Here is a 24,895-nt window from a genome sequence, read left to right as displayed (position 1 = left end):
AATACTTTAATTTTAAGAATTAAAAAAAAATAGTAAATAATATAGATGCCAAAAATTAGATTAAATAAAGCGGTTAAGGAATTCAATATTTCGATGTCCAGATTAGTAGAATTTTTACAGTCAAAAGGCATTGAGGTTGAAAGCAATCCTAACGCTCAATTAGAAGAAGCGGCATATTCTGCATTGGAGGCTGAGTTTGCCAAGGACGGCGAACAGCGTAAAGCATCCCATGAGGTGGTGATTACCAAAGTTCCGGAAGAAAAACTGGAAATTGAGGAAAAGAAAACCCCTGAAGTAATAAGAGCTAAAGCAAACAAACCGGAAACTAAAATTTTAGGTAAAATAGACCTCGAGCCTAAGAAACCTGAAGTGGAAGAAACCCCGGCTCCGAAGCCACAGCCTGTGGCGGAAGAAAAAAAGGAAGAGCCAGCCCCTGCTCCTGAAGTAAAGGCTGCTCCTGAAAAGCAGGAATTTAAAGTCCTGGACAAAATAGATTTATCTCAGATCGAATCCAGAAACAGGCCTGTGAGAAAAGATAAACCCAGAACAGAGGAAAAAAGAGAGGAGGTGAAACCTGCAGAGCCGGTAAAGGAAGCCCCTAAACCTGTGGCAGAACAACAACCGGAACCTGCTAAGCCTGCAGAGCCTGTGAAAGCAGAGGAAGAATCTCAGGAACCTCAGAAAATAGAAACCGTTTATCAAAAACTGGACGGACCTAAAATCGTCGGTGAAAAGATTGATTTGACTCAATTTGCCCCTAAGCAGGGTGCAGGAGCCAAAAAGAAAAGAAAAAGGATTGAAAAACCGGGAGGTCCCAACCAGCAAGGCGGGAACAACCAGCAAGGCGGTGCCAACCAGGGTGGGCAAAACCGTCCGCAGGGCCAGGGTGGACAAAACCGTCCGCAGGGTCAGGGCGGACAAGGCCAGGGCGGCAACCGTTTCGGAAACAACCAGGGCGGACAGAACCGTCCGCAGGGCCAGGGCGGACAAGGCCAGGGGGGCAACCGTTTCGGAAACAACCAGGGTGGACAGAACCGTCCTCAAGGACAGGGGAACCGTCCGCCGGGACAAGGCGGCCAGGGTGGAAACCGCTTTGGAAACAACAGACCCGGTCAAAGAACCATGCCTGTTGAACTGACGGATGAGCAGGTAAAAAACCAGATAAAGGAAACCCTTGAGAAATTAACAAATAAAGGAGGTAAGTCCAAATCTGCCAAACACAGAAAAGATAAAAGAAATTACCGTCGGGAGCAGGATTACCTTCAGCAGGAGGCAGATGCCAGAGATACGACACTGAAAGTTACTGAATTCATCACAGTAGGTGAATTGGCAAGTTTAATGGATGTAAGTGCAACTGAAGTTATTTCTGCATGTTTCTCTCTCGGTGTAATGGTTACAATGAACCAGAGATTGGAAGCCGATACCTTATTACTTGTTGCAGACGAATTCGGATATAAAATCGAATTCTCTGATGCGGATCTTGAAGAAGCCGATACGGAAGAGGATCTGGATACGGAAGACAGCCTGCTGTCAAGAGCGCCGATCGTAACGGTTATGGGTCACGTAGACCACGGTAAGACTTCCTTACTGGATTATGTACGTAAGACCAACGTTATCGCCGGGGAATCCGGAGGGATTACCCAGCATATCGGTGCGTATAACGTGAAACTGGAAAACGGCCAGAGGATTACCTTCCTGGATACACCGGGTCACGAAGCCTTTACGGCGATGAGGGCAAGAGGTGCTCAGGTTACGGATATCGCGATTATCGTAATTGCTGCCGATGACGATGTAATGCCTCAGACAAAAGAGGCGATCTCCCATGCTCAGGCGGCCGGAGTTCCGATGATCATCGCGATCAACAAAGTGGATAAGCCGAATGCGAACCCGGACAATATCCGTCAGCAGCTTTCCGGAATGAATATTCTGGTAGAAGAGTGGGGTGGAAATGTACAGGCTCAGGAAATCTCCGCAAAATTCGGTAATAATGTAGATGTCCTGCTGGAAAAAGTATTGCTTCAGGCAGAATTACTTGAACTGAAAGCCAATCCGGACCGTTCCGCGCAAGGGGTAGTTATCGAAGCTTCCCTGGATAAAGGAAGAGGATACGTGGCAACCATGCTGGTACAGACCGGAACTCTAAGAGTAGGGGATTATGTAGTAGCAGGGAAAAACCACGGTAAGGTAAAAGCATTGCTTGATGAAAGAGGGAAGAATCTTAAAGAAGCAGGCCCTTCTATTCCTGCAACGATCTTAGGTCTTGACGGGGCACCTACAGCAGGTGATAAATTCCGTGTGTATGCCGATGAAAGTGAAGGAAAAGCTATTGCCAATAAGAGGGAGCAGCTTCAGAGGGAACTTTCTATCAGAACCAAGAAACATACAACGCTTGAAGAACTTGGAAGACGTATCGCATTAGGTGAATTCAAAGAACTGAACATCATCCTTAAAGGTGACGTGGACGGTTCCGTTGAAGCGCTTTCCGATCAGCTGCAAAGATTATCGACAGAGGAAATCAGCGTAAACATTCTGCACTCAGGCGTAGGACAGATTACCGAGTCTGATATCAACCTGGCGGCTGCATCAGATGCCATCATCATTGGATTCAACGTAAGAGCAGGTGCCAATGCCAAAGATCTTGCCGACAGAGAAGAAATCGAGATCCGTACATACTCGGTGATCTATAAAGCGATCGACGAAGTGAAAGAAGCGATGGAGGGAATGCTTTCTCCGGAAATTCAGGAGCAGGTGATCGGTAACGTAGAGATCAGGGAAGTGTTCAAGATTTCCAAAGTCGGAACCATTGCCGGATGTATGGTGCTTTCAGGAAAAGTAACCAGAAATTCGAAAGTGCGTCTGCTACGCGATGGCATCGTGAAGTTCGACGGCGAACTGGAAAGCTTGAAACGTTTCAAAGATGACGTAAAAGAAGTCACCAAAGGCTATGAATGCGGTCTGAACCTGAAAGGCTACAACGACATTGAACAGAATGACATCCTTGAAGTATATGAGGAAGTTGCTGTGAAGAAGAAGTTGAAGTAGTTAAAAGACTTGACTTTATAAATAAAGAAGCCGTTTTACAATTTGTAAAACGGCTTCTTTATTTAACTTAAAAACATTCCAAATAAAAGCTTGATGATTTACATAAATTTATGTTATTAATCCTGATTCAGAAAATTCACAAGTTTGATCAGATCTTCTTCTTTGTCAAATTTTATCTTATTTGATTTGAAAAAAGAAGTTAGACTTTCTTTCTTATCCGGAAACTGTTCAATGATTTCCTTTTGGTTTTTAGGTTTTATAAATTTATTCTTTATGTTTATGTAATATTCCGGATCCATTGTTTTGAAAGATGCTGGCTTATCGCTAGTATAGCCATTTGAAGCAGGAACAAAATCTATAAATTTAGTTTTACTCTTTTTATATAATGAATTATTGCCTTTTACTAGTTCATAAAAATAGCCATTAGTTTCATCAGATATGTTCAATAGTACGATTATTTGTCTAGTGGATATTACTTCTATTCTTGAATATTCTGCTTTTTTTGGTAAGGAAAAAATCTCATCATTTTTTTTAAATTCAATTTCATCTTTATAGTTATTATATCTTACTGAGACATTTTCATTTGGACTACCAGAGATTTTTGCTGGTAAAAAACTTTTATTTTGGTATGGTGAACCCATTATGTCATCATAATTTAACGTTTTTCCAGAAGATGACTGTAAAGTGTAAAAGATGGGCTGAGCACCACCGACGTTATAGTTTTGCGATACTATTTGCTGCTGCGCTGAACAAATAGTAATATTTAATAATATTAATGATTGCAAAAGTATTTTTTTCATATATTTATTGTTATAGGTTTTTAAAAATTATTAGATTTTTGTAAATTCTTTTAGTAATAATATTATGATAACATAATTTAACCATACTCTCAGCGTATTCAATCAGCAATTCGTTATTTTTGAAAAATTCATATTATTATTTAGTCATAGAATGTTCGTATAATCAATCTACCGGAATAGGTTTAGATTTTTTCATATATTACTGTAAATAAATACTGTACAATATAATTGAGATTAGTTTTTTTTGTGTATAACATTCTTTCTATATCCATTATATGCAAAAATTATCTGTAGTGAAATAATTAAATGCTAAAGTGCCTAACTAAAGGAATAGCTGCTTCATCGTCATGTATATTTGCTACAATAAAATTATAATCATCAAAGCCACTTTTATCAATAAATACCTTTCTTTTGATAATGTTCGCTTTTTTATATGTATCCCATTTATTTAAAAACCCGGTTGTTTATTTTTATAAATACTATCCATCACTCCGATAGACACATATGTATTATATCACCTTTTATTCTGACATTCTGCTTTAGTTCAGCTAAGAGAAAATAGAATATTTTAAGATCAGATCACTTTTGAATAGTAGTAATAAATCGTCTGACACTTAATATACCAAAGGATAATGATTTTCATTAGCAGTCTACTTTTAAAGGTAACTTTAATTGTATTTTAGATGATAGTAGAATTATGTTCGCACGTCCAGCTTTTATATTGTTATGTGCTTTTATAAATTGCCATTAAGTTTGCATTAAATCACTTGAATACATTGTTGTTTTGTTTTGCAAACTTCAAATAGTAATTTTTCTCTTTTAATAATTACTCTTTTCTATTTTTAACATGTTTTCAATATTTAAACAAATATATATAAAAAAACATTTTGATTTGTTAAGAATATAATTCATTTTTATTTTTTTCCTAAAATAAAAAGTTCCGATTGACAACTTTATTTATAGATTATTTAAAAAGTAAATAATTTAGATTGATTATAAATAAATGTAAAGTATTTATGGTTTCGAAGTTAAATCTCACCTTTTTAATAATTAAAAATCTGTATTTTCAATATAATGAATTAATATTTTAATAATGGATATAATATTATGTATTTTAGTGAGGATTGACAAGTTAATAATACCCGAAGTATTAAAAAATATTTGTAAATGTTAATATTTATTAACATATTTGTCGCTTAAAATTTGTTAATATGAATGTTAAACTTCGTGTATTGAGTGCTGGCGTACTGTTTTTTCTAGGACAGGCTGTTCTTGCACAAAAAGCAAAGAGAGATACTCTTCCTAAAGAAAGGCAAATTGAAGAGGTTGTAGTATTAGGATATGGAAAGACAGCTACTAGAGCAAAGTCTACGGCAGCATCAACTACCATATCAGATAAGGTTTTAGAAGATCGACCAAATGCATCATTTTTAAATTCCTTACAAGGTGCAGCTCCTGGTATCACTGTTAATTCAAGTTCCGGATCTCCTGGTTCCGGTAGGATAGATGTTAGAGTAAGAGGTGTAGGATCTCTTAATTCTTCTATGGATCCTTTATATGTAATTGACGGTATGAGTACAAATGGTACACAATTCAGAAATTTAAATCCAGAAGATATTGCTTCCATATCGGTGCTTAGAGATGCAGCTGCAACTTCTATTTATGGTAATAGAGCAGCAAATGGAGTAGTTGTAATTACCACTAAAAATGGTACTTTCAACAGTGGAATGAAACTTTCATTTGGTTCAACCATAGGTTTTTCAACATATCCAAATCATAATTATAATTTAGTAAATGGAAGTCAGTACAGAAGTTTACAAAATGAATTTGTCTTCAGTCCTACTGATCAATATTCTGCAGAAGAAGTTCAAAATGCACCCAATACTGATTGGAGAAAACAATACTTCCAGACGGGTATGGTTCAACAGCATAATCTTGGATTGACTTTTGGTGGTAAAAATGTGTCGGTTTATTCATCATTAGGATATTATGATATGACAGGTATAGTTAAGTCGACCGATTTTCAGAGATTTACATTCAGAAATAATATTTCAGGTAAATCAAATGATGGAAGATTTACCTATGGAAGCCAATTGGCTGTTGGTTATTCTAAAAGGCACCAATTAGATCAGGAAAATAATGTGTCAAATTTATTAGCAAATCCACTTCAGAATCCTTTATTCAGTTCTATCTTGGCAAGGCCTGATCTTGAACCAAGTCCATATATGAGAGGTTCAGATATGTTCAAAGCTATAGGTGGAGCTTATAGTGACAGAATTCCATGGGTAACTCAGGATATTATAAATGGAGGTGTTCAGAATTTATTTACTGAAACAAGCGTGCTTGCAAATGTTAACTTTGCATATAAATTAACAGATTATTTGACAGTAGGACATAAGTCTGGTGTTGATTTTAAAGAATCAGATAGGGCTTTTGCCCGTGCCCCATACGGCTATTTAGCTTTGATTGCAAAAGCAGGAAATGATCCTTATGGAGGTTTAGAAGTATTGAATAATATCAAAGATTTTAATATAAATAGTATTACTAACCTTACATTCAATAAAAGTTGGGGTGAACATACACTAGAAGTCGGAGCGTATTTAGATTATATTAAAGCTCATTATAGAAGTAAACAATACCAGCAAAATGGTCTTAATGCTTTAACTTGGGAATTAGGATCTGGTACTGGCTATGTTCCATATAGTACAACAACGCCGACATTATATGTACCAAATGTTAGTGCCTTGGCTGTAAATGCTGGTGCACTTGCATATTTTGCTACTGCTGACTATGATTATTCTGGTAAATATGGTTTCACTGGATTAATAAGAAGAGATGGTGCCTATAGATTTTCTAAAGAAAACAGATGGAATACATTTTGGGCCGTTTCTGGTAGATGGAATATCGATAAGGAATCATTTATGGAAGGGTCGGGGTTTGATATGTTAAAGCTAAGATCTTCATATGGTACCCAGGGAAATCAGAACCTAGGAGTTACTTCCAATAATGTAAATCCTCTTGTTAATTCAGCAACAACCACTCTATTTAGAAATGTTTATCAAACTTCAACAGCATACCTGAATCAACAAGGATTAACATTAAATATTTTGGGTAATCCAGATGTTCGTTGGGAGACACAAAAAATGTTTAATGTAGGATTAGATTTTGTTGTCTTTAATCGTAAATTAGAAGGTAATTTTGATTATTATATTAAGACAACTGATAACTTATTTAATAAATTAAATTTATCAGCAGCCTCTACCGGGCAATTTACCATTGATGGGAATAATGGTACAATGAGAAATAATGGTATTGAGGGTAATCTTAGATATAATATGTTTAATCAAGGTGATTTCAGACTATCTATTTTTGCAAACGCATCCTATAATAAAAATAAAATTATTGAATTACCATATGGATATTCACCAACTGATAATGTAAATGCTGCTGGATCACTTGCTTTCCAATGGAATCTTGTACGGTATGCGGGTGTTAACAGAGAAACAGGAGAAATGCAGTTTTTAGATAAAAATGGAAATATTACAGAGACTCCTAATGATAGTGACAGAGTACTGACAGGAAAATCATTTTATCCTAAGTATCAAGGTGGCTTTGGTCTTAATGGATCTTTTAAAGGTGTTTTCGCGGATGTATTGTTTTCTTGGCAAGCCGGAGGCTGGCAATATGATAATCTGTATGCGTGGTTAATGGATCCTAATGCATTAGGCACTGGAAATAATGTAAGTGCTGATTTACTTGAATCTTGGACACCAAATAATAAAGATGCTACTCTTCCTTCAATATCTGCAAATAATACTGGAGCAGACGGCAGTTCTGACAGGTACTTATATAAAACAGATTTTATCAGATTAAAAACAATATCAATTGGCTATTCCTTTCCTAAAGCCAGTTTAGAAAAGTTACCTATAAAGGGACTGAAACTATTTGTTCAGGGAGAAAATCTGGTTACTTGGAGTAATTGGAAAGGTTTAGATCCTGAGCCTGTTACAAATTATTCATTAAGTGTTTATCCTAATCCCAGAACATTTTCTTTAGGCTTTAATGTAGAATTTTAAAAATTAAGAAATGAAAAGAAATATAGTAAAATTATTATTTGCAATAGGAACATTAACGGCTATGCCTTTATTGAATAGCTGTAGTGACGCAATAGATGCTATCCAGCCTGGACAGCTTGATGATTCACAGGCATTAACTTCATTAGACGGAATGCAATCTTTTTTGATTGGAAGTGTTTATGGAACTTTAGAAACAGCTAATGAAATCTATTTGACTTCTGTAATTACTGATGAGGTAAAACCTGGTGATGGTAGTGGAGGACAGGAATTTCAGTTGCATCGCTTTATAGTGAGCGGTGGTGTTGAAACATATCCGGAATTTATATGGAGATCTCACTACAGAACTATCAATAGAGTTAACAGATTATTAGAAGGAGCTGGTAAATATACTCCCAATGGAACAACGGAAACAGCTAACTACAATAAAATTATAGCGCAAGCAAGAGCTATAAGGGCTTTCTGTTATTTAGAATTGGAAACTTATTTTTCACCTGATATGGCTAATGAAAATGCCTTAGGAGTTATCTTAAGTAACAGTATCACTGACAATTTTGTTCAGAAACCGAGATCCGCAAATAAAGAAATATATAATCTTATAGTAAGTGATCTTCAATTTGCAAGAGATGCATTTACACAGCTTGATGCAGGAGGAGTAGTAGCAAAATCTGATGCCAATAAATATTATGTGGGTAGAAGTTTTGTAAACGCTGTAAGTGCAAGATTCAATCTTTATAGAGGTAATTATAATCAAGCAAAGATCGATGCACAAGCTGTAATTGATGCTACTGTAGGAGTGAACGGAGCAGCATTTACCTTAACTTCGGGTTCACCTATTACTACAACATCTGCACCTACTATTGGCAGCTCAGCTTGGAATAGCTCATTTTATTCAACATCAAACTCATTCAATCCATATCGGAATTTATGGGATGATAAAGATGGATTCAGAGGGGAAATTATATTTGCTCTAGGTAGACAAGCTACTGGTGCTAATGGTATTGCTATTGGTTCACGTTATAACTTAAATAGTTCAAGTGTTACAGGTACTCCTTGGTGGTTTATGGGACGTAATTTATATAATATATTAAATGGATTACAAAATGATGTTAGGAAGTATGCTTTTGTAGATCCTACAAGTATACCAAATCCAAATTACCAGAGCTCGGGAGTTAATACAAGACTGGATAGACTAATTGTCGATAAGTATCCTGGTAAGACAGGATCTAATACTAGAAACGATATCAAAACATTCCGTCTGTCTGAAATGTACTTTATTTTGAGTGAGGTGGCTGCGCAAAATGGTGATCTAATGACAGCAGCTAATAATATCAAGAAAATTAGAGATGCAAGAAATACCCTAAGTGCTTCAGTAACAACGCCTTCTTATTCAAGTGTTACAGATGCTTTTAAAGATATATTAACAGAGAGAAGAATTGAACTTTGTTTTGAAGGACATAGATATATTGATTTAAAAAGGCTAGCTGTTAAAGCGGGGGTATCAATGGACAGACACCCTACAGATGATATTGTAAGCGTATCTAATCTTACAAACGGAGACTATAGATATACTTTGCCAATTCCTAGTAGTGAAGTTGCAGGAAATGCTTCCGTTCAGCAAAACACAGGCTATTAGTAAACAATTTCAATTGAATATTTTTTATACAACCCCGCATCCACATGCGGGGTTTTTTATTCCTTATTATTTCTTATTTTTGCGGTACAAAATCAGAAGTTTAATTTTATACAGTAAGATTTTGTGTAATACGAATACAATGAAGTACTTCCTTCCCCTCATATTCTTTTTCAGCCTTGCCGTACAGGCCCAGGTTGTCAATAAAACGGATTCTAACCAGCTGCCCAAGCAGGATACGCTGGTGATCGATTCCGGGAAAAAAGATTCCCTGCAGATCTTTAAGCCTACCATTAACGATTACCTGTACCAGACACAGTTCTCAGAAAAAAAAGTGTTTGATACGGTGATGACCTTCAACAAAACCTATATTTTCTCACAGTACAACAACCGCGATAATTTCGGGCGTGTACAGATGGCCAATATCGGTGCCGGATTCAATCCGCTGACGTATGAAATGAATCCTGAGCAAAACCTGGCTGTATTGCCTACCCATAAATCCTACGGGATCCTTGGCATCAATGACATTAGATACTATGATGTAAAAACACCCACCGCAACATTCATCTATCATAATGCAATGAAAAACGGAGCTGCCCTGAATTCCACGTATACCCAGAACATCGGAAAAAGATTTAATTTTGCTTTGGAATATACCGGACTGCGTTCCCAGGGAATGTACAGAAATGCACTGGCGTCCAATAACAATACCTTATTTTCGGGGCACTATACCTCAAAAAACGGGAAGTATGAACTCTTTGCCCATTATCTCCATCAGAATGTCAACAATCAGGAAAACGGAGGAATTACCCTCAATAACCTTTTTGAAGAAGGAGACAGCAATTCCCGGAACCGGCAGAATATGCAGGTCAACCTGGCTTCCTCAAGCTCGCAATTCTCTTATAGAAGATATTATCTCACGCATCAGTTTGCACCATTTGATCCTGAAAGATATCCTTTTAAAATCCGGCATACCCTACTGCATCAGGGCAATAAATACTACTATACCCAGGCAGGCCCGGAAGCGTACTGGTATGGTACGGCAGACGAACTGGTTGCCGGCCCAGCCACATCCAGGAAATATTCGGATAACCTCAGCAATACGGTAAGCCTGGTCTGGGATAATGAAAAATTCAAGCTTGATGCCGGCGTCCGCTATCAGATGATCCGTTTCGGAACTACGGAGATCAGCGTACCGGCTTTCAGCCTTTCGGGAGAATCAAAAGAATCCAGAATAGGAGCGGTAGGAAACCTGCAGATCCGGCTGCTGGATAAAATACAGGTCAATTCATTCCTGGAATTTTCAAACGGAACGCGTTTCGGAACCTATCTGAAGACAACGAACAACCTGAAGTTTGAGCCCGTAAAGGACTATTTTGTCAATGCCAAAGTTAATTTTCAGAGTGCTTATCCTTCGTTTAATTATCTGGCCAACAGTTCAATCTACAGGAAGTTCAATTATTATCTGGCTGATGCAAAAAACCAGTCGGTAACCGAGATCGGCGGTAACCTCAACCTGAAATGGTTCAATACAGAACTTTTTGCCAATTATTTCAGGGTGGATAACTACACTTACTTCGATGCTGACGCCATGCCCAGACAGAGCGAAAGCCCGGTTAACATCTCCCAGATCGGGGGCGATGCTACTTTCACATACGGTAAATTCCATCTGAATACCAGGCTGCAGTTCCAGAACGTATTGACTAACAAAGATCTTTTGCCATTGCCTGGATTTATCGGAAGGGCCAATTTCTTCTTCCAGTCCAAAGCCTTTAAAAAAGCAGCAGAAATACAGGCCGGGCTCAAAGTGTATTACTTTACGAAATTTGCCTCAAGAGAATATTTCCCGATTCTTAACGAATATATTTTACCTGATGCCAATGCATTTTCCATCGGCGGACAGCCGATTGCAGATGTTTACTTCAATATGAAGGTGAAAAAAATGTTCTTCTTCATCGAAGGACAGCAGATCGGTACGGTTATCTCACATAATAAAGCCTATGCATTTCCAAGCTACCCGGTCTATGACTTCAGGCTGAATCTTGGAATCGTATGGTATTTATTCAACTAAAATAAAATAAAGTTGAAAACAATCCAAAAATTACCCTTTCAGAAAATAGAAAGCATTCCTCAGCTGATCAGGGATTTCCTGGATCACAAAATCGAAGGATTCCGGGAAGATACATTTTCTTCAGACCATATCAGCCGTCAGATCCGCCTGAAACAGGAAAGTTTTACGCAGAACAGCAGGGATATTCTTGCCGAAGCACTTAAGGATCAGCTTAAGGAACTCACCCTTTCCTCTGCACAAAAGGAAAATGCAGAGCTGCTGAGGCTTCCCAATACTTTTACGGTGACCACGGGACATCAGCTGAATCTTTTTTCAGGCCCTGCTTTTTTCGTGTACAAAATCCTGCAGACCATCAAGACGTGCTCTTATCTCAAAGAGAAGTTTCCGGATTTCAATTTCGTTCCCATCTACTGGATGGCTTCCGAAGATCATGATTTTGCAGAAATCAATCATTTCAGAACTGAGGCAGGTTACTATGAAATCAATGAAAAATCAGGTGGTCCGGTAGGTAAAATCACCATTCACGATACCTTTTTCATTTCTGAATTTGAGAAGGAATTCAAAGATTGTGTTTTCGGGACCGAACTTATTCTCATGCTGAAAGAAGCATATAAAACAGGGAATACCTTAACCCAGGCCATCCGGGTTCTTGTTAACCGTCTGTTCTCGGACACCGGCCTGCTTATGATAGACGGGGATTCAACGCTCCTGAAAAGCCAGATGATAGATACTTTCAGGGATGAGCTCCTTCATTTCAGCCTGCATAAAGCTTCTGAAGCAAAAGTGAAATTCCTGACAGAGAAATATGGGAAAGTTCAGGTGAATCCAAGGGAAATCAATCTCTTTTACCTTTCCGAGACCAGGGACCGGATCGATTTCAACGGCCGGAACTATGTTGTTCTGGATAAAGGCATTCAGTTTACCGAAAAAGAAATCCTGGATGAACTGGAACAGTTTCCCGAAAAATTCAGCCCCAATGCACTGATGCGCCCCGTTTATCAGGAAACCGTTCTTCCCAATCTGGCCTATATCGGAGGGAATGCGGAGATCATGTACTGGCTGGAGCTGAAAGATTACTTCCGGGATACAGGAATCCCTTTTCCTGTGTTGGTTCCAAGAAATTCGATGCTGTTCGTAAAAGAAAAAACAATAGGAAAAATAAAGAATCTCAACCTCCGGATTGACGATTTTTTCGGGAATTTTACGGATATCACCCATAATAAAATCTTACAGGACAGTGCTGTTCTTGATCTGCTGAATGAGAAAGAAGGACAGCTGATCCGCCAGTTCAGCGATCTGAAGGAAGCTGCGGAAACCACAGACCGCTCATTTGGCAATATGGTAAAAGCAGAAGAAGTGCGGCAGCTGAAATCGTTCAAACGTATGAAAAAACGGCTTCTGCATGCAGAAAAAATCAAACAGATTGAGCTGATGGAAAGGCTGGAAACTCTTTTTATGGAAGTCCATCCTTCCAAAAACTGGCAGGAACGGGTCTATAATTTCAGTGTATTTTTTGCAGATCACGGATATGAATGGATGGAAGCCTGTCTTGAAGAAATCCAAATAGGAGCGCCGGAACTAATAATTGTTGCCATTTAATTTTAAAGAAGTATTTTTGTATCTATAATATTCCAATATGATAAAGAGGTTTTTAATTTTGTCCGGTTTATGTATGGTTCTGGGAGCATCTGCCCAGAAATCGCACACTGTTGTAAAAGGCGATACTCCTTATAATATTGCTAAAAAATACGGGCTTACCGTACCTGAACTGTTGAAGCTCAACCCATCGGTAAAGGACGGCAAACTGGCTATTGGCGATGTGCTGACGATAAAAAATGAAAGGAATGTTGCATCACCTGTGAAAACTTCCATTGCTGCAAAACCTGCAGTCAGCAGTAAAACAGGTACAATCGTCCTTCAGCCTAAACAGACCATTTACGGACTGACCAAGCAGTACAGAATTTCAGAAACCGATCTGCGGAAACTGAATCCCGATCTTGAATCCCACATGAAAATCGGGGACGAGATTATCCTGCCGCTGGAAAGCATTAAAAAATATGGCGGTAACCGGCAGGCCGTAACGGAAACTCCGGCTGTTTCCGCAACAACTGTTGAAAATGCCGGCCCTGCAACGGCAGTAACAGCCTCTGAAGGATCGTACATTGTTCAGGCAAAAGATAATTATTACAGGATTTCAAAGCAGTTCAATATTACCAGAGAACAGCTTTTCGCCTTAAATCCGGGCCTGGAAGAAAAAGGCCTGAAACCCGGTGAAGCCATTAAAGTAACCGGATCAGTGAAAACGGCTGCGTCAGGAGCGGATGTATTTGCTGAAACTTCCGGCTCCAGAGAAAAAATGGATTCCGGAAATGAAAGGTCCGTTGCAGCCGGTACTATGGAAGCCGCTGACGATTATGTTACCTACACGGTGCTGCAGGGAGATACGGTATTCTCCATTGTGAATAAGTTCGGAATTACCGTGGATGAACTGATTGCCCTGAATCCGGAACTGTCCCGCGGACTGAAAGCCGGCATGGTTTTAAAAATCAAAAGGCTGGATCCTGCCTACGTAAAGAAAAACGGTGAGGCGCTGAGTGTTGTACTGATGCTTCCGTTTGGATACAGCACCGGTGAAACCCAGTACAGAACGATGGCACTGGACTTCCTGACGGGAGCCAAACTTGCCATTGAACGCAATGCCTCGAAAGGGCAGAAGCTGGATGTGAAAGTGGTGGATTCCGGAAATGAAGCTTCTTTCAGAAATTCACTGACGCAGATCAATCCGGATAACACCGACCTGATTATCGGGCCATTCTTCAAGTCCAATGTGGTTGATGTCCTGGATTTTACAAAAAGCCAGAAAATTCCTGTTGTCGCCCCATTCGCCAACTCCCCGGAACTCTATAACTACAGCAACCTGATCATCATTGAAACCAATGATCAGACGTATGCCGATAAAATTGTGGAAGAAGTACAAGGCGCCTTCTCCGACCAGAAAATCTATATTGTTTCCGGGCCTAAAAAAGAAAATGCCAACTACATCAGGGCAGGTCTTGAAAAGGCCCTGAAAAATCCTAATATCATGGTGGTAAACAGCCCGGCGGATATCCAGCTGGATCAGAATATGATGACCGGTCAGTCTGCTCCGGTAATTGCCGTCCTTGCCAGTGATAATGATGATGTAGGAGAAGCATTTGCCAGCAAAGTAATTGCCTTGTCCAAAGAAGTTCAGGGTATGAAAGCATTCAGCATGAATTATTTCCCGGTTTTTAAAAAGAAAATGAATGATCTCAGCCAGGCCCAGCTGGTTTATCTGATGGATAGGGAAATCAATACCGAAGGAAGCTTTGAAAAAGAAATCCTGGCCGATTACCGCAGTAAATTCTGTAAGACGCCTCCGAAATATGCCATCATCGGTTTCGACGTGGTAAATGACATGCTGACCCGTGAAAACAGGAAAGGGGAGATCTTCAGGCAGATCAATAAAGTACAGACGCAGCTGGCAACAAAATTTGAATTCGTCAAATCAAAAGCGAACGGGGCCTATGTAAATACAGGTTTTCGTGTAATCCGATTGGTACCATAAATCAAAAAGCTGTTTTTAAAGAATATTATTAACATTATATCTATATTTACAAAATATTTTAAATTAATACATGAAAGCACTTGTATTTCCCGGACAGGGGTCTCAGTTTGTAGGGATGGGAAAAGAATTGTATGATTCCAGAAAAGATATCAAGGATCTGATGGAATCCGCCAACGAAATATTGGGTTTCAACATTCTTTCCCTGATGTTCAGCGGGACAGATGAAGACCTGAAAAAAACCGAAGTTACCCAGCCTTCCATTTTCATTCATTCGGTAGCTGCCCTGAAAGCCGTAAATGGCTTGGGTGCAGAGATGGTGGCCGGACATTCGTTAGGTGAGTTTTCAGCATTGGTTGCCAACGGCGTGCTTTCTTTTGCAGACGGCCTGAAGCTGGTTTCAGAAAGAGCAAAAGCCATGCAGGCAGCCTGTGATGCCCATCCAAGTTCCATGGCCGCCATTTTAGGCCTGGAAGATGCTAAGGTAGAGGAAGTCTGTGCATCCGTCGGTGGAATCGTTGTACCTGCCAATTACAACTGCCCGGGGCAGCTGGTGATTTCAGGGGAAACCGCAGCCGTTGAAGAAGCCTGTGTAAAAATGAAGGAGGCAGGAGCAAAAAGAGCATTGCTGTTACCGGTAAATGGTGCCTTCCACTCGCCGCTGATGCAGCCTGCGCAGGAAAGACTGGCCGCAGCTATCGAGCAGACCAAATTCAGAAAGGCAATGATCCCGGTTTATCAGAACATCACCACAACAGCTGTTTCCGATCCGGATGAAATCAAGAAAAACCTGATTGCCCAGTTGACGGGACCCGTAAAATGGACACAGTCTGTACAGAATATGATCAAAGACGGTGCTACTAAATTCGTAGAAGTAGGACCGGGAAAAACATTACAGGGACTCATCAAAAAAATTGATGCTACCATTGATATGGCTTCTGCCATCTAAAAAATAATAAAAAAAGACCATGGGCGGCATATTTTCACCGGGAAAGCTGATGCTTACTTCAGAATATTTCGCAATGGACGGAGCTCTTGTCTTAGCTGTACCTACACGGCTGGGACAAGAGTTTTCTTTTAAAGAAGTCCGGGATACGCAGTCCCTTATTGTATGGGAGGCCTTTCATCAGGGAAAAATATGGCTGAAAGCAGTGATCGACTACCAGAGCTGGCAGGTTCTGAAGACCAATATTTCCTCAAGCGCGGAGTTCATTGTAAAGACCCTGAAAAACGTTCAGGCTCTTTCTTCAGTCAGGTTCAAAGCTGATGTTACCTATCATGTAACAACCAATCTTCAGTTTCCGGCAGACTACGGCCTCGGAAGCAGTTCTACCTTAATGAACAACCTTGCTGAGTGGGCGGAAATCGATCCTTTCCAATTAAATACGATAAGCCTGGGAGGCAGCGGATATGATATTGCGGTAGCCAAAGAAAAATCGGCCGTTCTCTATCAGAGCGTTCCTGAAATTAAATATGAAAAGGTAAATTTTGATCCTCCCTTTAAAAATGACCTGATATTTATCCACCTAAATCAAAAGCAGGATAGCCGGGAAGGAATCCGGTTTTACAGGTCCAAAAAGAAGTCTGAGAGTCTCATCGAAGAATTTTCGGATCTTACAAGGAAAATTTTACTATGTAGCGAATTGGAAAATTTTTCCGGACTTCTGTTGGATCATGAACAGAAAATATCGGATTTCCTTGAAATTCCTACAGTTAAAGACCTGTATTTCAAAGACTGCCCGGTTTTTGTAAAAAGTCTGGGTGCCTGGGGCGGAGATTTTGTCATGAGCTCAAAATTTGACGGCTTTAAGGACTATTTTTGGGGAAAAGGATTTTCAACAATTTTCGACTATTCCGATTTAATTTACTGATATTCAGTTTTTTACAAAATTGTTTTTTTATTTGTCATTCTGACTTATATCATTATATTTAAACCACTTTTAACAATTAATTAATATTAATTTTGTTAGACTCCAAAAAAGAAATAGAAATATAAGTACAATGAAAAACGCTAAAATCATCCGGGATTTAGAAAAATTAGGGATTAAGGGAAATTTTGAAGTCGTCTGCAATCCTTCTTATGAGGAATTGTATCAGGCTGAAATTTCTCCTGAAAATCAAGGCTTTGAAAAAGCTGAGCTTACGGAATCAGGCGCCGTATCAGTAAAAACAGGAATTTTCACAGGTCGTTCACCTAAGGACAGGTACATAGTTCAGGATGATGTTACAAGAGAAACGATTTTCTGGGACGGTAAGGTGAATCTGCCTACCACTCCGGAAATTTTCAGCTCCTGTAAAGAATTAGTGCTGAACCAGCTTTCTGATGCTAAAAAAATCTATGTGGTAGATTCATTCTGCGGAACCAATGCAGATACAAGGTTAAAAGTACGGTTTATTGTTGAAGTGGCATGGCAGGCGCATTTTGTTACCAATATGTTCATCCGCCCTTCTCACTATGAGCTGGAAAACTTCGGTGAGCCGGATTTTACGGTAATCAACGGATCCAAAACCACCAATCCGGACTGGAAAGAGCAGGAGTTGAATTCCGAAAATTTCGTGATGTTCAATCTGACAGAAAAACTGCAGATCATCGGCGGTACCTGGTATGGCGGGGAAATGAAGAAAGGAATGTTTGCGATGATGAACTATTATCTTCCGTTAAAAGGCATGGCTTCCATGCACTGTTCGGCCAACGTAGGTGAAGAGGGAGACGTTGCCCTTTTCTTCGGTCTTTCCGGAACCGGTAAGACTACCTTATCTGCTGATCCGAAAAGATACCTGATCGGTGATGATGAGCATGGCTGGGACGATAACGGCGTTTTCAATTATGAAGGCGGATGCTACGCCAAAGTAATCGACCTTTCTGCAGAAAAGGAGCCGGATATCTTCAGAGCGATCAAAAGGGATGCATTGCTTGAAAATGTGGTAGTGAATAACGGAGTTTCCGACTATACGGACGGGTCCATTACTGAAAATACAAGGGTTTCTTATCCGATTTACCATATCAATAAAATCGTATTGCCTTCAAAAGCAGGGCATGCGAAAAAAATCGTTTACCTTTCAGCAGATGCTTTCGGTGTACTGCCTCCGGTTTCGGTACTGGATGAAAACCAGGCGCAATATCATTTCCTTTGCGGATACACTTCAAAATTAGCAGGAACGGAAAGAGGGATCACAGAACCCCAGCCGTCTTTTTCACCGGCGTTCGGAGAAGCCTTCTTAACGCTGCACCCAACCATGTATTCCAAAACCCTGATCGGGAAAATGAAAGAGCATGGCGCAAAGGCCTATCTGGTGAATACCGGCTGGAACGGTACCGGAAAAAGAATTTCCCTGAAAGATACAAGAGCGATCATTGATTCCATCATCGACGGTTCAATAGAAAACGCACCGAAAACAAGAATCCCGATCATGAATCTGGAAGTGCCTACCGGATTGCCGAATGTTTCCGAAGGCATCCTGGATCCAAGGGATACCTACAGCAATGCCGGTGAATGGGAAGAAAAAGCAAGAGACCTTGCCGCAAAGTATATTAAGAATTTTGAACAGTACTGCAATACGGAAGAAGGCAAGAAACTGATTTCTTCAGGACCTCAGTTACAAACGCAGACCACCAACTAAAATACAGAATCCTCAGCAAATCAATGCTGAGGATTTTTTTTGCAATTCTAATAGACCACTATCCGGTAGCTAAGTACCTGAAGATACATCATCATCTTTTATTTAGATTGTATTGTGAAAAATTTTACCACAAACCGAAGGTTCGACTAAGCAAAAATTAAAAAAGGCCATAACATTGCACAACAAAGCTTAGTACCGGATGTTGAACAGCAGACAATACCCTTTAAAAATTTTGGTTAGGAGAATTACATCAGGCTCAACACTGCCAGCCGGTATCCTTCCATTCCAAACCCTGACAGGACGGCATCCGTATGGGCTGCAGTCACCGATTTCTGCCGGAATTCTTCTCTTTTATAGATATTGCTGATATGAACCTCAACTTTCGGCTTTTGAATATTCTTTAAACAATCCGCAATCGCATAAGAGTAATGGGTATAAGCGCCGGGATTAATGACCAGTCCATCGAAATCACCGGCCTGCAGCCTGTTGATCAGCTCTCCTTCAATATTGGACTGATAATACTCCAGCTCCATAACAGGGAATTCCGACCGCAATGCATCCAGATAGTCTTCCATGGAGACCGTTCCGTATATTTCGGGTTCTCTCGTCCCCAGCAGATTAAGGTTGGGACCGTTAATGATTAAAATTTTCATCCTGTAAAATTAAAAAGTTTTTTATATCCGAAGATAAAAATTAAGATACCGTTATAAATCATAATTATGTAATTTTTAATGATATTTCTCATATTTATAAATTTGATATTTTTTATAACTGGCTATTTGTGTTGTGTTTAGAATAAAATTATGTTAATTTTTATAAAATTTATATTGTAAATTTTAAAGTCTACTTGTTTTGTAGACTTTTTGTTTTTAGATTTGCAACGGCTTATAAAGAAAGATGGAGGGGGCTGACCCTGTGAAATCTTAACAACCTGCATTATGTAAGGTGTTCCATTCAGCCTTGAAAAAGGAAAGATGAGCAGATGTTAATCATGGTAAATGATGTCTTTTGCTGTCTTTTTTATAAAAGTCAAAAATTAAATTAACAGTAAAAGAAATAGATTATGTTTAACAAAAATTTAATCGGTCTTAAAGCTTTCATTCCATCTGCAGCTGCTTTCTTCTTTGGAATTTCGCATGTTCAGGCACAGGAGGTCAGAAAAGACACCCTTCATGAGAAGGAAATTGATGAAGTGGTAGTGGTGGCTTACGGAAAAGCAAAGAAGAACAGTTATACAGGTTCAGTTGCCACCATCTCCAGCGAAAAAATCAACAGCAGGCCTGTTACCAATATTACGAAAGCTCTGGAAGGACAGGTTCCGGGACTTCAGGCGGTAAGTGCTTCAGGGCAGCCGGGTTCTACAGCCTCTATCAGGATCCGGGGAATCGGTTCGGTAAGTGCATCGAGCAATCCGTTGTTTGTAGTGGACGGAATTCCTTTCGACGGCAACATCAATTCCATCAGCCCGAATGATATTGAATCCATCAGCGTCTTAAAAGATGCGACGGCAAGTTCATTATACGGTTCCAGAGGAGCAAACGGAGTGATCATTGTTACCACAAAATCCGGTAAAAAAGGCGAAGCCAGAATAAACTTTAATATAAGCCAGGGGTTTTCAGGCAGAGCGGTAAAGGATTATGAACAGGTAACCACGGATCAGTACTTCCAGCTGTATTGGGAAGCGCTGAGGAACGGCTATCAGTCCGGGACAATTTCCGGACAGCAGGCTGCGCAGATGGCAACGGACAATCTGGTGAATGCTTTAGGAATCAATCCGTACGGGACACAGTATGAGAAACCTGTAGGAACAGACGGAAGGCTCCTGCCGGGTGCTACCGCTTTATGGAATGACAACTGGAAGGATATCCTGCAAAGGGTAGCTTCAAGAAATCAGGCCGACCTGGACTTCAGCGGCGGAAATGAAAAGAGCAATTACTTTTTCTCACTGGGATACCTGGATGATAAAGGAATTGCCATTGAATCCGGTTTCAGGAGATACAGTACAAGGCTGAAACTCAATTCTGAAGTAAAGAAATGGCTGAATGTCGGGGCCAACCTGGCCTATACCAATAGCCTCCAGCAGGCACCGCCGTCTTCGGATTCCAGAACCGATAATGTCATCAATGCTGCCAGAATTATTCCTTCTTTCTACCCTTATTACGAAAGGAATGCAGACGGAAGTTACAGATTGGATGCTAACGGGAATTACCTTTATGACTTCGGAAAATACAGGCCTACCAGTGCGCTGCAGAATGAGAATGCTGCTGCAACACTTCCCCTGGATAAAAATGAAAACCGGGAAGACAACTTCTCGGGAAAAGGATTTGCCGAATTCATATTTCTGCCTGAGCTCAGGCTGAGATCCAATTTCTCCATCGACCTGGTGAATTACAACGGCCATTATTACACTAATCCGTTGCTGGGCGAAGGTTCGGAAATCGGCGGTTCGGTAACCAAAACCAACTCCCGGACACTGTCTTACACCACCAGCAATATTCTTACCTATGATAAAAAATTCGGGCAGCATCACATCAATATTCTGGGCGGTCAGGAATTTTACCATTACGAATACCAGACCATTTCAGGAAGCAGGAGCCAGTTTTCGCTGCCTTACTATTATGAGCCGGATGCTGCTGCCCTGCTGGGCGGTTTTACGGGAAACAGCGATCAGCTCGGACTGCTGAGTTTCCTGGGAAAGGCAGAGTATGATTTTAAAAATAAATATTTCATTTCAGGATCCGTAAGGTCGGATGGCTCCTCAAGGTTCGCTCCGGAAAACAGATGGGGAACGTTCTGGTCTGCCGGTGCTTCCTGGAAGGCTTCCAATGAAGATTTCATCAAAAACCTTGATGTCTTCAACCAGCTTACCCTCCGCGCGAGCTATGGCGGCCAGGGAAATGACAAGCTGAATACCTATTATGCTTACCAGAGCCTCTATACTTTTTATAATAATCTGGGCGAAGGCGGAACCGTGGCCGGCAAATTGCCGACTCCCGACCTGAAATGGGAAACTAACCTTAACTTTAATGCAGGACTTGAATTTGCTGTTTTGAACAACAGGGTAAGGGGAAACATCGAATATTTTCAACGGAAAAGCAGGGACCTCCTCTTTGGGATGCCGCTCGCACCGTCATTGGGATTCAGTGAATACCAGGCTAATATAGGAGAGCTTAAAAATACGGGTTTTGAATTTTCCTTATTCACCACACCGGTTAAGACAAAGGATTTCGAGTGGAATGTCGATGTAAACCTGAGTACCCTGAAAAATGAAATTACCAGGCTTCCCAAAGGATCTATTGTTACCGGAACAAAATTACTGCAGGTCGGCGGTTCTGTTTACGATTTCTTTATTCCCGAATGGATAGGCGTAGACCCTTCAAACGGAAAACCTCTCTGGAAAACGGTGACGACGGATGCCAGCGGGAATACTGTAGAAGGCACTACTTCGGAATACGCAAAAGCGACAAAAACCCTGCAGGGTTCATCGCTTCCTGAGCTGATCGGTGGATTCACCACAAGCCTGGCGTATAAAAACTTTGATTTTTCCACCCTCATATCATTTGCAGTCGGCGGCAAGATCCTGGATACCGATTATACCATGATGATGCACAACGGAAGCTCTGCAGGAAGAGCATGGAGCGCAGAAATGCTCAACCGGTGGACGCCTGAAAACCCTTATACCGACGTTCCCGCCTTAAGCACCACCACCAATAACTGGACCTCGGCTTCTTCCAGGTTTTTGTATTCGGGAACCTATGCCAGAGTGAAGAACGTAAGCCTCGGATATACTCTTCCATCCGATTATTTTGAAAAGATCGGACTGAAAAAGTTCAGGATCTATCTCCAGGCTGAAAACCTCCTGACTTTCTATAAGCACAAAGGAATGGACCCCGAACAGACCCTGGACGGAACTACCTATTACCGGTATCCGGCCATGAGAACGGTAACTTTCGGCCTGCAGGCAACCCTTTAACATTTAAAATTGAAATAATGAAAAAACTGAAATATCTGTCTTTACTGATCATCGCAGCTTTGACTTTTACAGGCTGTGAAAGCGAACTGGAAACAGCACCCACCAACCAGGCTAATGAAGAAGAAGTCTTCAGGACAGCGGAAAGCGCGGAGACGGTTATCAACGGAACCTGGGCGAAATTCAATGATGACGGGACCACCTATGCCAACATCGGGTATTCAACGGTACTCAGGACGAGCGATGCTATGGGGAGTGATGCCGCGGTACTCACCAACAAATACGGTTTCCCGGGAGCCTATGCCTTTACCGATCTGGTAAACAATACCGGAAGCCGGCCGCTTTTCATCTGGAGCCTGCTGTATTCCACCATCAATAACATGAATAATGTACTCGCCAAAATTGACGCCGCGGAAGGGAGCACGGAAAAGAAGAACCAGGTGAAAGGCCAGGCCAAGGCCTTACGGGCTTTCTGTTACCTGAACCTGGCAAGCTTTTACCAGTTTAGCTACCTGAAAGATAAAACAGCCCTTACCGCTCCGTTATATACTGAGCCCACCACTACTGCTTCGGTGGGAAAGAAAAGAGCCAGTCTGGAAGAGATCTATACGCTGATCAAAAGTGATTTAACCGATGCTGATCAGCTACTTCAGCAATATTCCCGGAATAACAAGGACAAAATAGACCGGTCGGTAGTCAATGGTCTGCTGGCAAGGGCTTACCTCAATACCGGTGACTGGACAAAGGCGGCAGCCTCGGCAAGACTGGCAAGAAACGGATATGCGCTGATGACCGCTGAAAAATACAAGGAAGGATTCAATGATATCAGCAACGGAGAATGGATCTGGGGACACGGACAAACCCAGGAACAGTCGGGCGAAAGCTATGCTTTCCATTTTCTGGATGTTTCCTCATCAGGAAGTTATTACTACAGTTTTATGGCTGATCCTTATTTTAAAGACCTTTTTGATACCAATGATATCCGCTACTCCTTATTTTCATGGGACGGAAATCCGGGCAGGGAAGGGCTCCTGAGATATGCCAAATTTAAATTCAAAGCCAATCTGATTGCCGATATCGTCTATATGAGGGCTGCGGAAATGTACCTGATTGAAGCGGAAGCAGAAGCCAGGAACGGAAATGTTGCCAATGCTGTCACCGTGCTGAACCAGCTGAAAGCAGCCAGAAACGCGAATGCCTATAATGGATCTCTGGTTCAGAATGAGGTCATCAAAGAAGTTCTGATCGAAAGAAGAAAAGAACTGTTCGGGGAAGGATTTTCTCTGTCCGACATCATCAGGACCCAGGGAACCGTGGTAAGAAAACCTTATACCGATGCCACCGGCCAGGCCATTAAAGTACAGGTTACTACGCCTGACGGAACGGTGAAAACGGTAAACGGAAGAGGGCATACCATTTTTGCCTTTCCTGACCAAACGGCTTTTGTTCCCAACAGCAGATATTATCTGTTCTCAATCCCACAGAAGGAAACAGAGAACAATCCGAATCTATAACCTGATAAAACTGAAAAAGCCGCTGCATATTGCAGCGGCTTTCTCATTGCTGTTCATTCAGTCCTATTTCATTTTATCTGAGTTTAGGAGATAAAAGACCCATTTGACACTTACAGTCCCGCGTTGCCCTACTGAAAAGAAATTCCCGCCTTGCTGCTTTCTGCCTCCTGGTATGATGTATCGTTTGAGTCCGGTTATTTGCGGAGGAATATGAGACGATGTAATAAAAATACCTACCTTTGTGGGAATGAACGTCTTTCGATTCCTGTTGGCATTTTATTTCATGGCATTGTCACTGATGCCGTGTGAAGACGTGCACAAGGAATCCGGTTCTTCACAGGCGCCGCTTTCCTATACTGCTGACGATTCCCATTCAAAAGACAAAGGCGATATCTGCTCCCCTTTATGTACCTGCAACTGCTGCCAGATTACGGTAACTGCTTTTAAAATGAATGCTCTACTGGAAGCTCCGGCAAAAATGCCTTCATACTTTTCAAAAAAAATCTTTTTCCGTAAAAACGATTTCGTATATCAGGTCTACGACCATATCTGGCAACCGCCTAAGATTTAATTTCTGATTTTTTAAAA

At 40.8% G+C, this 24,895-nt stretch carries 14 protein-coding genes and 1 riboswitch; of the genes, 12 read left to right on the top strand and 2 right to left on the bottom strand.

The annotated features are described in order from the left end of the window. Positions 1 to 45 precede the first annotated feature (45 nt). The gene (gene infB, locus QZ735_RS16900) at positions 46 to 3,042 is read left to right on the top strand and encodes a translation initiation factor IF-2 (protein ID WP_294250918.1); all 2,997 of its coding nucleotides are present in this window, start codon (positions 46 to 48) and stop codon (positions 3,040 to 3,042) included. 116 nt (positions 3,043 to 3,158) lie between these two features. On the opposite strand, the gene QZ735_RS16895 is transcribed toward infB, so the two are convergent. Next, positions 3,159 to 3,842 (bottom strand): hypothetical protein, encoded by a 684-nt coding sequence (locus QZ735_RS16895; RefSeq protein ID WP_294250916.1) that lies wholly within the window; start codon positions 3,840 to 3,842, stop codon positions 3,159 to 3,161. Between the two features lie 1,211 nt (positions 3,843 to 5,053). Here QZ735_RS16895 and QZ735_RS16890 point away from each other — a divergent pair. The 8 genes from QZ735_RS16890 (at position 5,054) to pckA (ending at position 18,823) form a co-directional block, all read left to right on the top strand. Beyond that, a complete protein-coding gene (locus QZ735_RS16890; protein WP_294250913.1) occupies positions 5,054 to 7,918 on the top strand; it encodes a SusC/RagA family TonB-linked outer membrane protein in 2,865 nt (954 codons plus the stop codon). A 10-nt stretch (positions 7,919 to 7,928) separates the two neighbouring features. Next, on the top strand, positions 7,929 to 9,551 hold the full coding sequence (locus QZ735_RS16885) for a RagB/SusD family nutrient uptake outer membrane protein (RefSeq protein WP_294250910.1): 1,623 nt from the start codon (positions 7,929 to 7,931) through the stop codon (positions 9,549 to 9,551). Between the two features lie 139 nt (positions 9,552 to 9,690). Further along, positions 9,691 to 11,619, top strand: a complete 1,929-nt coding sequence (locus tag QZ735_RS16880; protein ID WP_294250907.1) for a putative porin — start codon at positions 9,691 to 9,693, stop codon at positions 11,617 to 11,619. 12 nt (positions 11,620 to 11,631) lie between these two features. Beyond that, positions 11,632 to 13,218: a bacillithiol biosynthesis cysteine-adding enzyme BshC gene (gene bshC, locus QZ735_RS16875; RefSeq protein WP_294250905.1), complete on the top strand. Its 1,587-nt coding sequence runs from the start codon at positions 11,632 to 11,634 to the stop codon at positions 13,216 to 13,218. 37 nt (positions 13,219 to 13,255) lie between these two features. Then, complete coding sequence (locus QZ735_RS16870; RefSeq protein WP_294250902.1) at positions 13,256 to 15,205, top strand: LysM peptidoglycan-binding domain-containing protein; 1,950 nt, start codon at positions 13,256 to 13,258, stop codon at positions 15,203 to 15,205. Positions 15,206 to 15,275: 70 nt separating this feature from the next. After that, the gene (gene fabD / locus QZ735_RS16865; protein ID WP_294250900.1) at positions 15,276 to 16,151 is read left to right on the top strand and encodes an ACP S-malonyltransferase; all 876 of its coding nucleotides are present in this window, start codon (positions 15,276 to 15,278) and stop codon (positions 16,149 to 16,151) included. Between the two features lie 19 nt (positions 16,152 to 16,170). Then, positions 16,171 to 17,073, top strand: coding sequence for a GYDIA family GHMP kinase (locus QZ735_RS16860; protein ID WP_294250898.1), 903 nt, complete (start codon positions 16,171 to 16,173; stop codon positions 17,071 to 17,073). A 130-nt stretch (positions 17,074 to 17,203) separates the two neighbouring features. Further along, entirely contained in the window at positions 17,204 to 18,823 is a 1,620-nt protein-coding gene (gene pckA, locus QZ735_RS16855) for a phosphoenolpyruvate carboxykinase (ATP) (protein WP_294250894.1), read from the top strand. Between the two features lie 245 nt (positions 18,824 to 19,068). Here the strand turns inward: pckA and QZ735_RS16850 are convergent, their stop codons facing one another. Further along, on the bottom strand, positions 19,069 to 19,476 hold the full coding sequence (locus QZ735_RS16850) for a type II 3-dehydroquinate dehydratase (RefSeq protein ID WP_294250891.1): 408 nt from the start codon (positions 19,474 to 19,476) through the stop codon (positions 19,069 to 19,071). A 229-nt stretch (positions 19,477 to 19,705) separates the two neighbouring features. Then, positions 19,706 to 19,804: riboswitch (SAM riboswitch) on the top strand. 82 nt (positions 19,805 to 19,886) lie between these two features. Between QZ735_RS16850 and QZ735_RS16845 the strand changes: the two genes are divergently transcribed. From QZ735_RS16845 to QZ735_RS16835, 3 genes are all read left to right on the top strand, one after another. Next, positions 19,887 to 22,796, top strand: coding sequence for a TonB-dependent receptor (locus QZ735_RS16845; protein ID WP_294250888.1), 2,910 nt, complete (start codon positions 19,887 to 19,889; stop codon positions 22,794 to 22,796). Between the two features lie 17 nt (positions 22,797 to 22,813). Beyond that, positions 22,814 to 24,307 carry a RagB/SusD family nutrient uptake outer membrane protein gene (locus QZ735_RS16840; protein ID WP_294250885.1) on the top strand — a complete coding sequence of 498 codons (1,494 nt, stop codon included), beginning with the start codon at positions 22,814 to 22,816 and terminating at the stop codon, positions 24,305 to 24,307. A 247-nt stretch (positions 24,308 to 24,554) separates the two neighbouring features. Then, entirely contained in the window at positions 24,555 to 24,878 is a 324-nt protein-coding gene (locus QZ735_RS16835) for a DUF6660 family protein (RefSeq protein ID WP_294250882.1), read from the top strand. Positions 24,879 to 24,895 lie beyond the last annotated feature (17 nt).

It is taken from the genome of uncultured Chryseobacterium sp., from assembly GCF_913776365.1.
Lineage (GTDB): Bacteria > Bacteroidota > Bacteroidia > Flavobacteriales > Weeksellaceae > Chryseobacterium.
The sequence above is the reverse complement of the archived record's forward strand: the minus strand, read 5'-3'. Positions and strand labels throughout refer to the sequence as shown.

Coding starts and splice junctions, on each gene's coding strand:
- infB (WP_294250918.1), top strand. CDS start 46: ATGCCAAAAATTAGATTAAATAAAGCGGTTAAGGAATTCAATATTTCG.
- QZ735_RS16895 (WP_294250916.1), bottom strand. CDS start 3,842: ATGAAAAAAATACTTTTGCAATCATTAATATTATTAAATATTACTATT.
- QZ735_RS16890 (WP_294250913.1), top strand. CDS start 5,054: ATGAATGTTAAACTTCGTGTATTGAGTGCTGGCGTACTGTTTTTTCTA.
- QZ735_RS16885 (WP_294250910.1), top strand. CDS start 7,929: ATGAAAAGAAATATAGTAAAATTATTATTTGCAATAGGAACATTAACG.
- QZ735_RS16880 (WP_294250907.1), top strand. CDS start 9,691: ATGAAGTACTTCCTTCCCCTCATATTCTTTTTCAGCCTTGCCGTACAG.
- QZ735_RS16870 (WP_294250902.1), top strand. CDS start 13,256: ATGATAAAGAGGTTTTTAATTTTGTCCGGTTTATGTATGGTTCTGGGA.
- fabD (WP_294250900.1), top strand. CDS start 15,276: ATGAAAGCACTTGTATTTCCCGGACAGGGGTCTCAGTTTGTAGGGATG.
- QZ735_RS16860 (WP_294250898.1), top strand. CDS start 16,171: ATGGGCGGCATATTTTCACCGGGAAAGCTGATGCTTACTTCAGAATAT.
- pckA (WP_294250894.1), top strand. CDS start 17,204: ATGAAAAACGCTAAAATCATCCGGGATTTAGAAAAATTAGGGATTAAG.
- QZ735_RS16850 (WP_294250891.1), bottom strand. CDS start 19,476: ATGAAAATTTTAATCATTAACGGTCCCAACCTTAATCTGCTGGGGACG.
- QZ735_RS16845 (WP_294250888.1), top strand. CDS start 19,887: ATGTTTAACAAAAATTTAATCGGTCTTAAAGCTTTCATTCCATCTGCA.
- QZ735_RS16840 (WP_294250885.1), top strand. CDS start 22,814: ATGAAAAAACTGAAATATCTGTCTTTACTGATCATCGCAGCTTTGACT.
- QZ735_RS16835 (WP_294250882.1), top strand. CDS start 24,555: ATGAACGTCTTTCGATTCCTGTTGGCATTTTATTTCATGGCATTGTCA.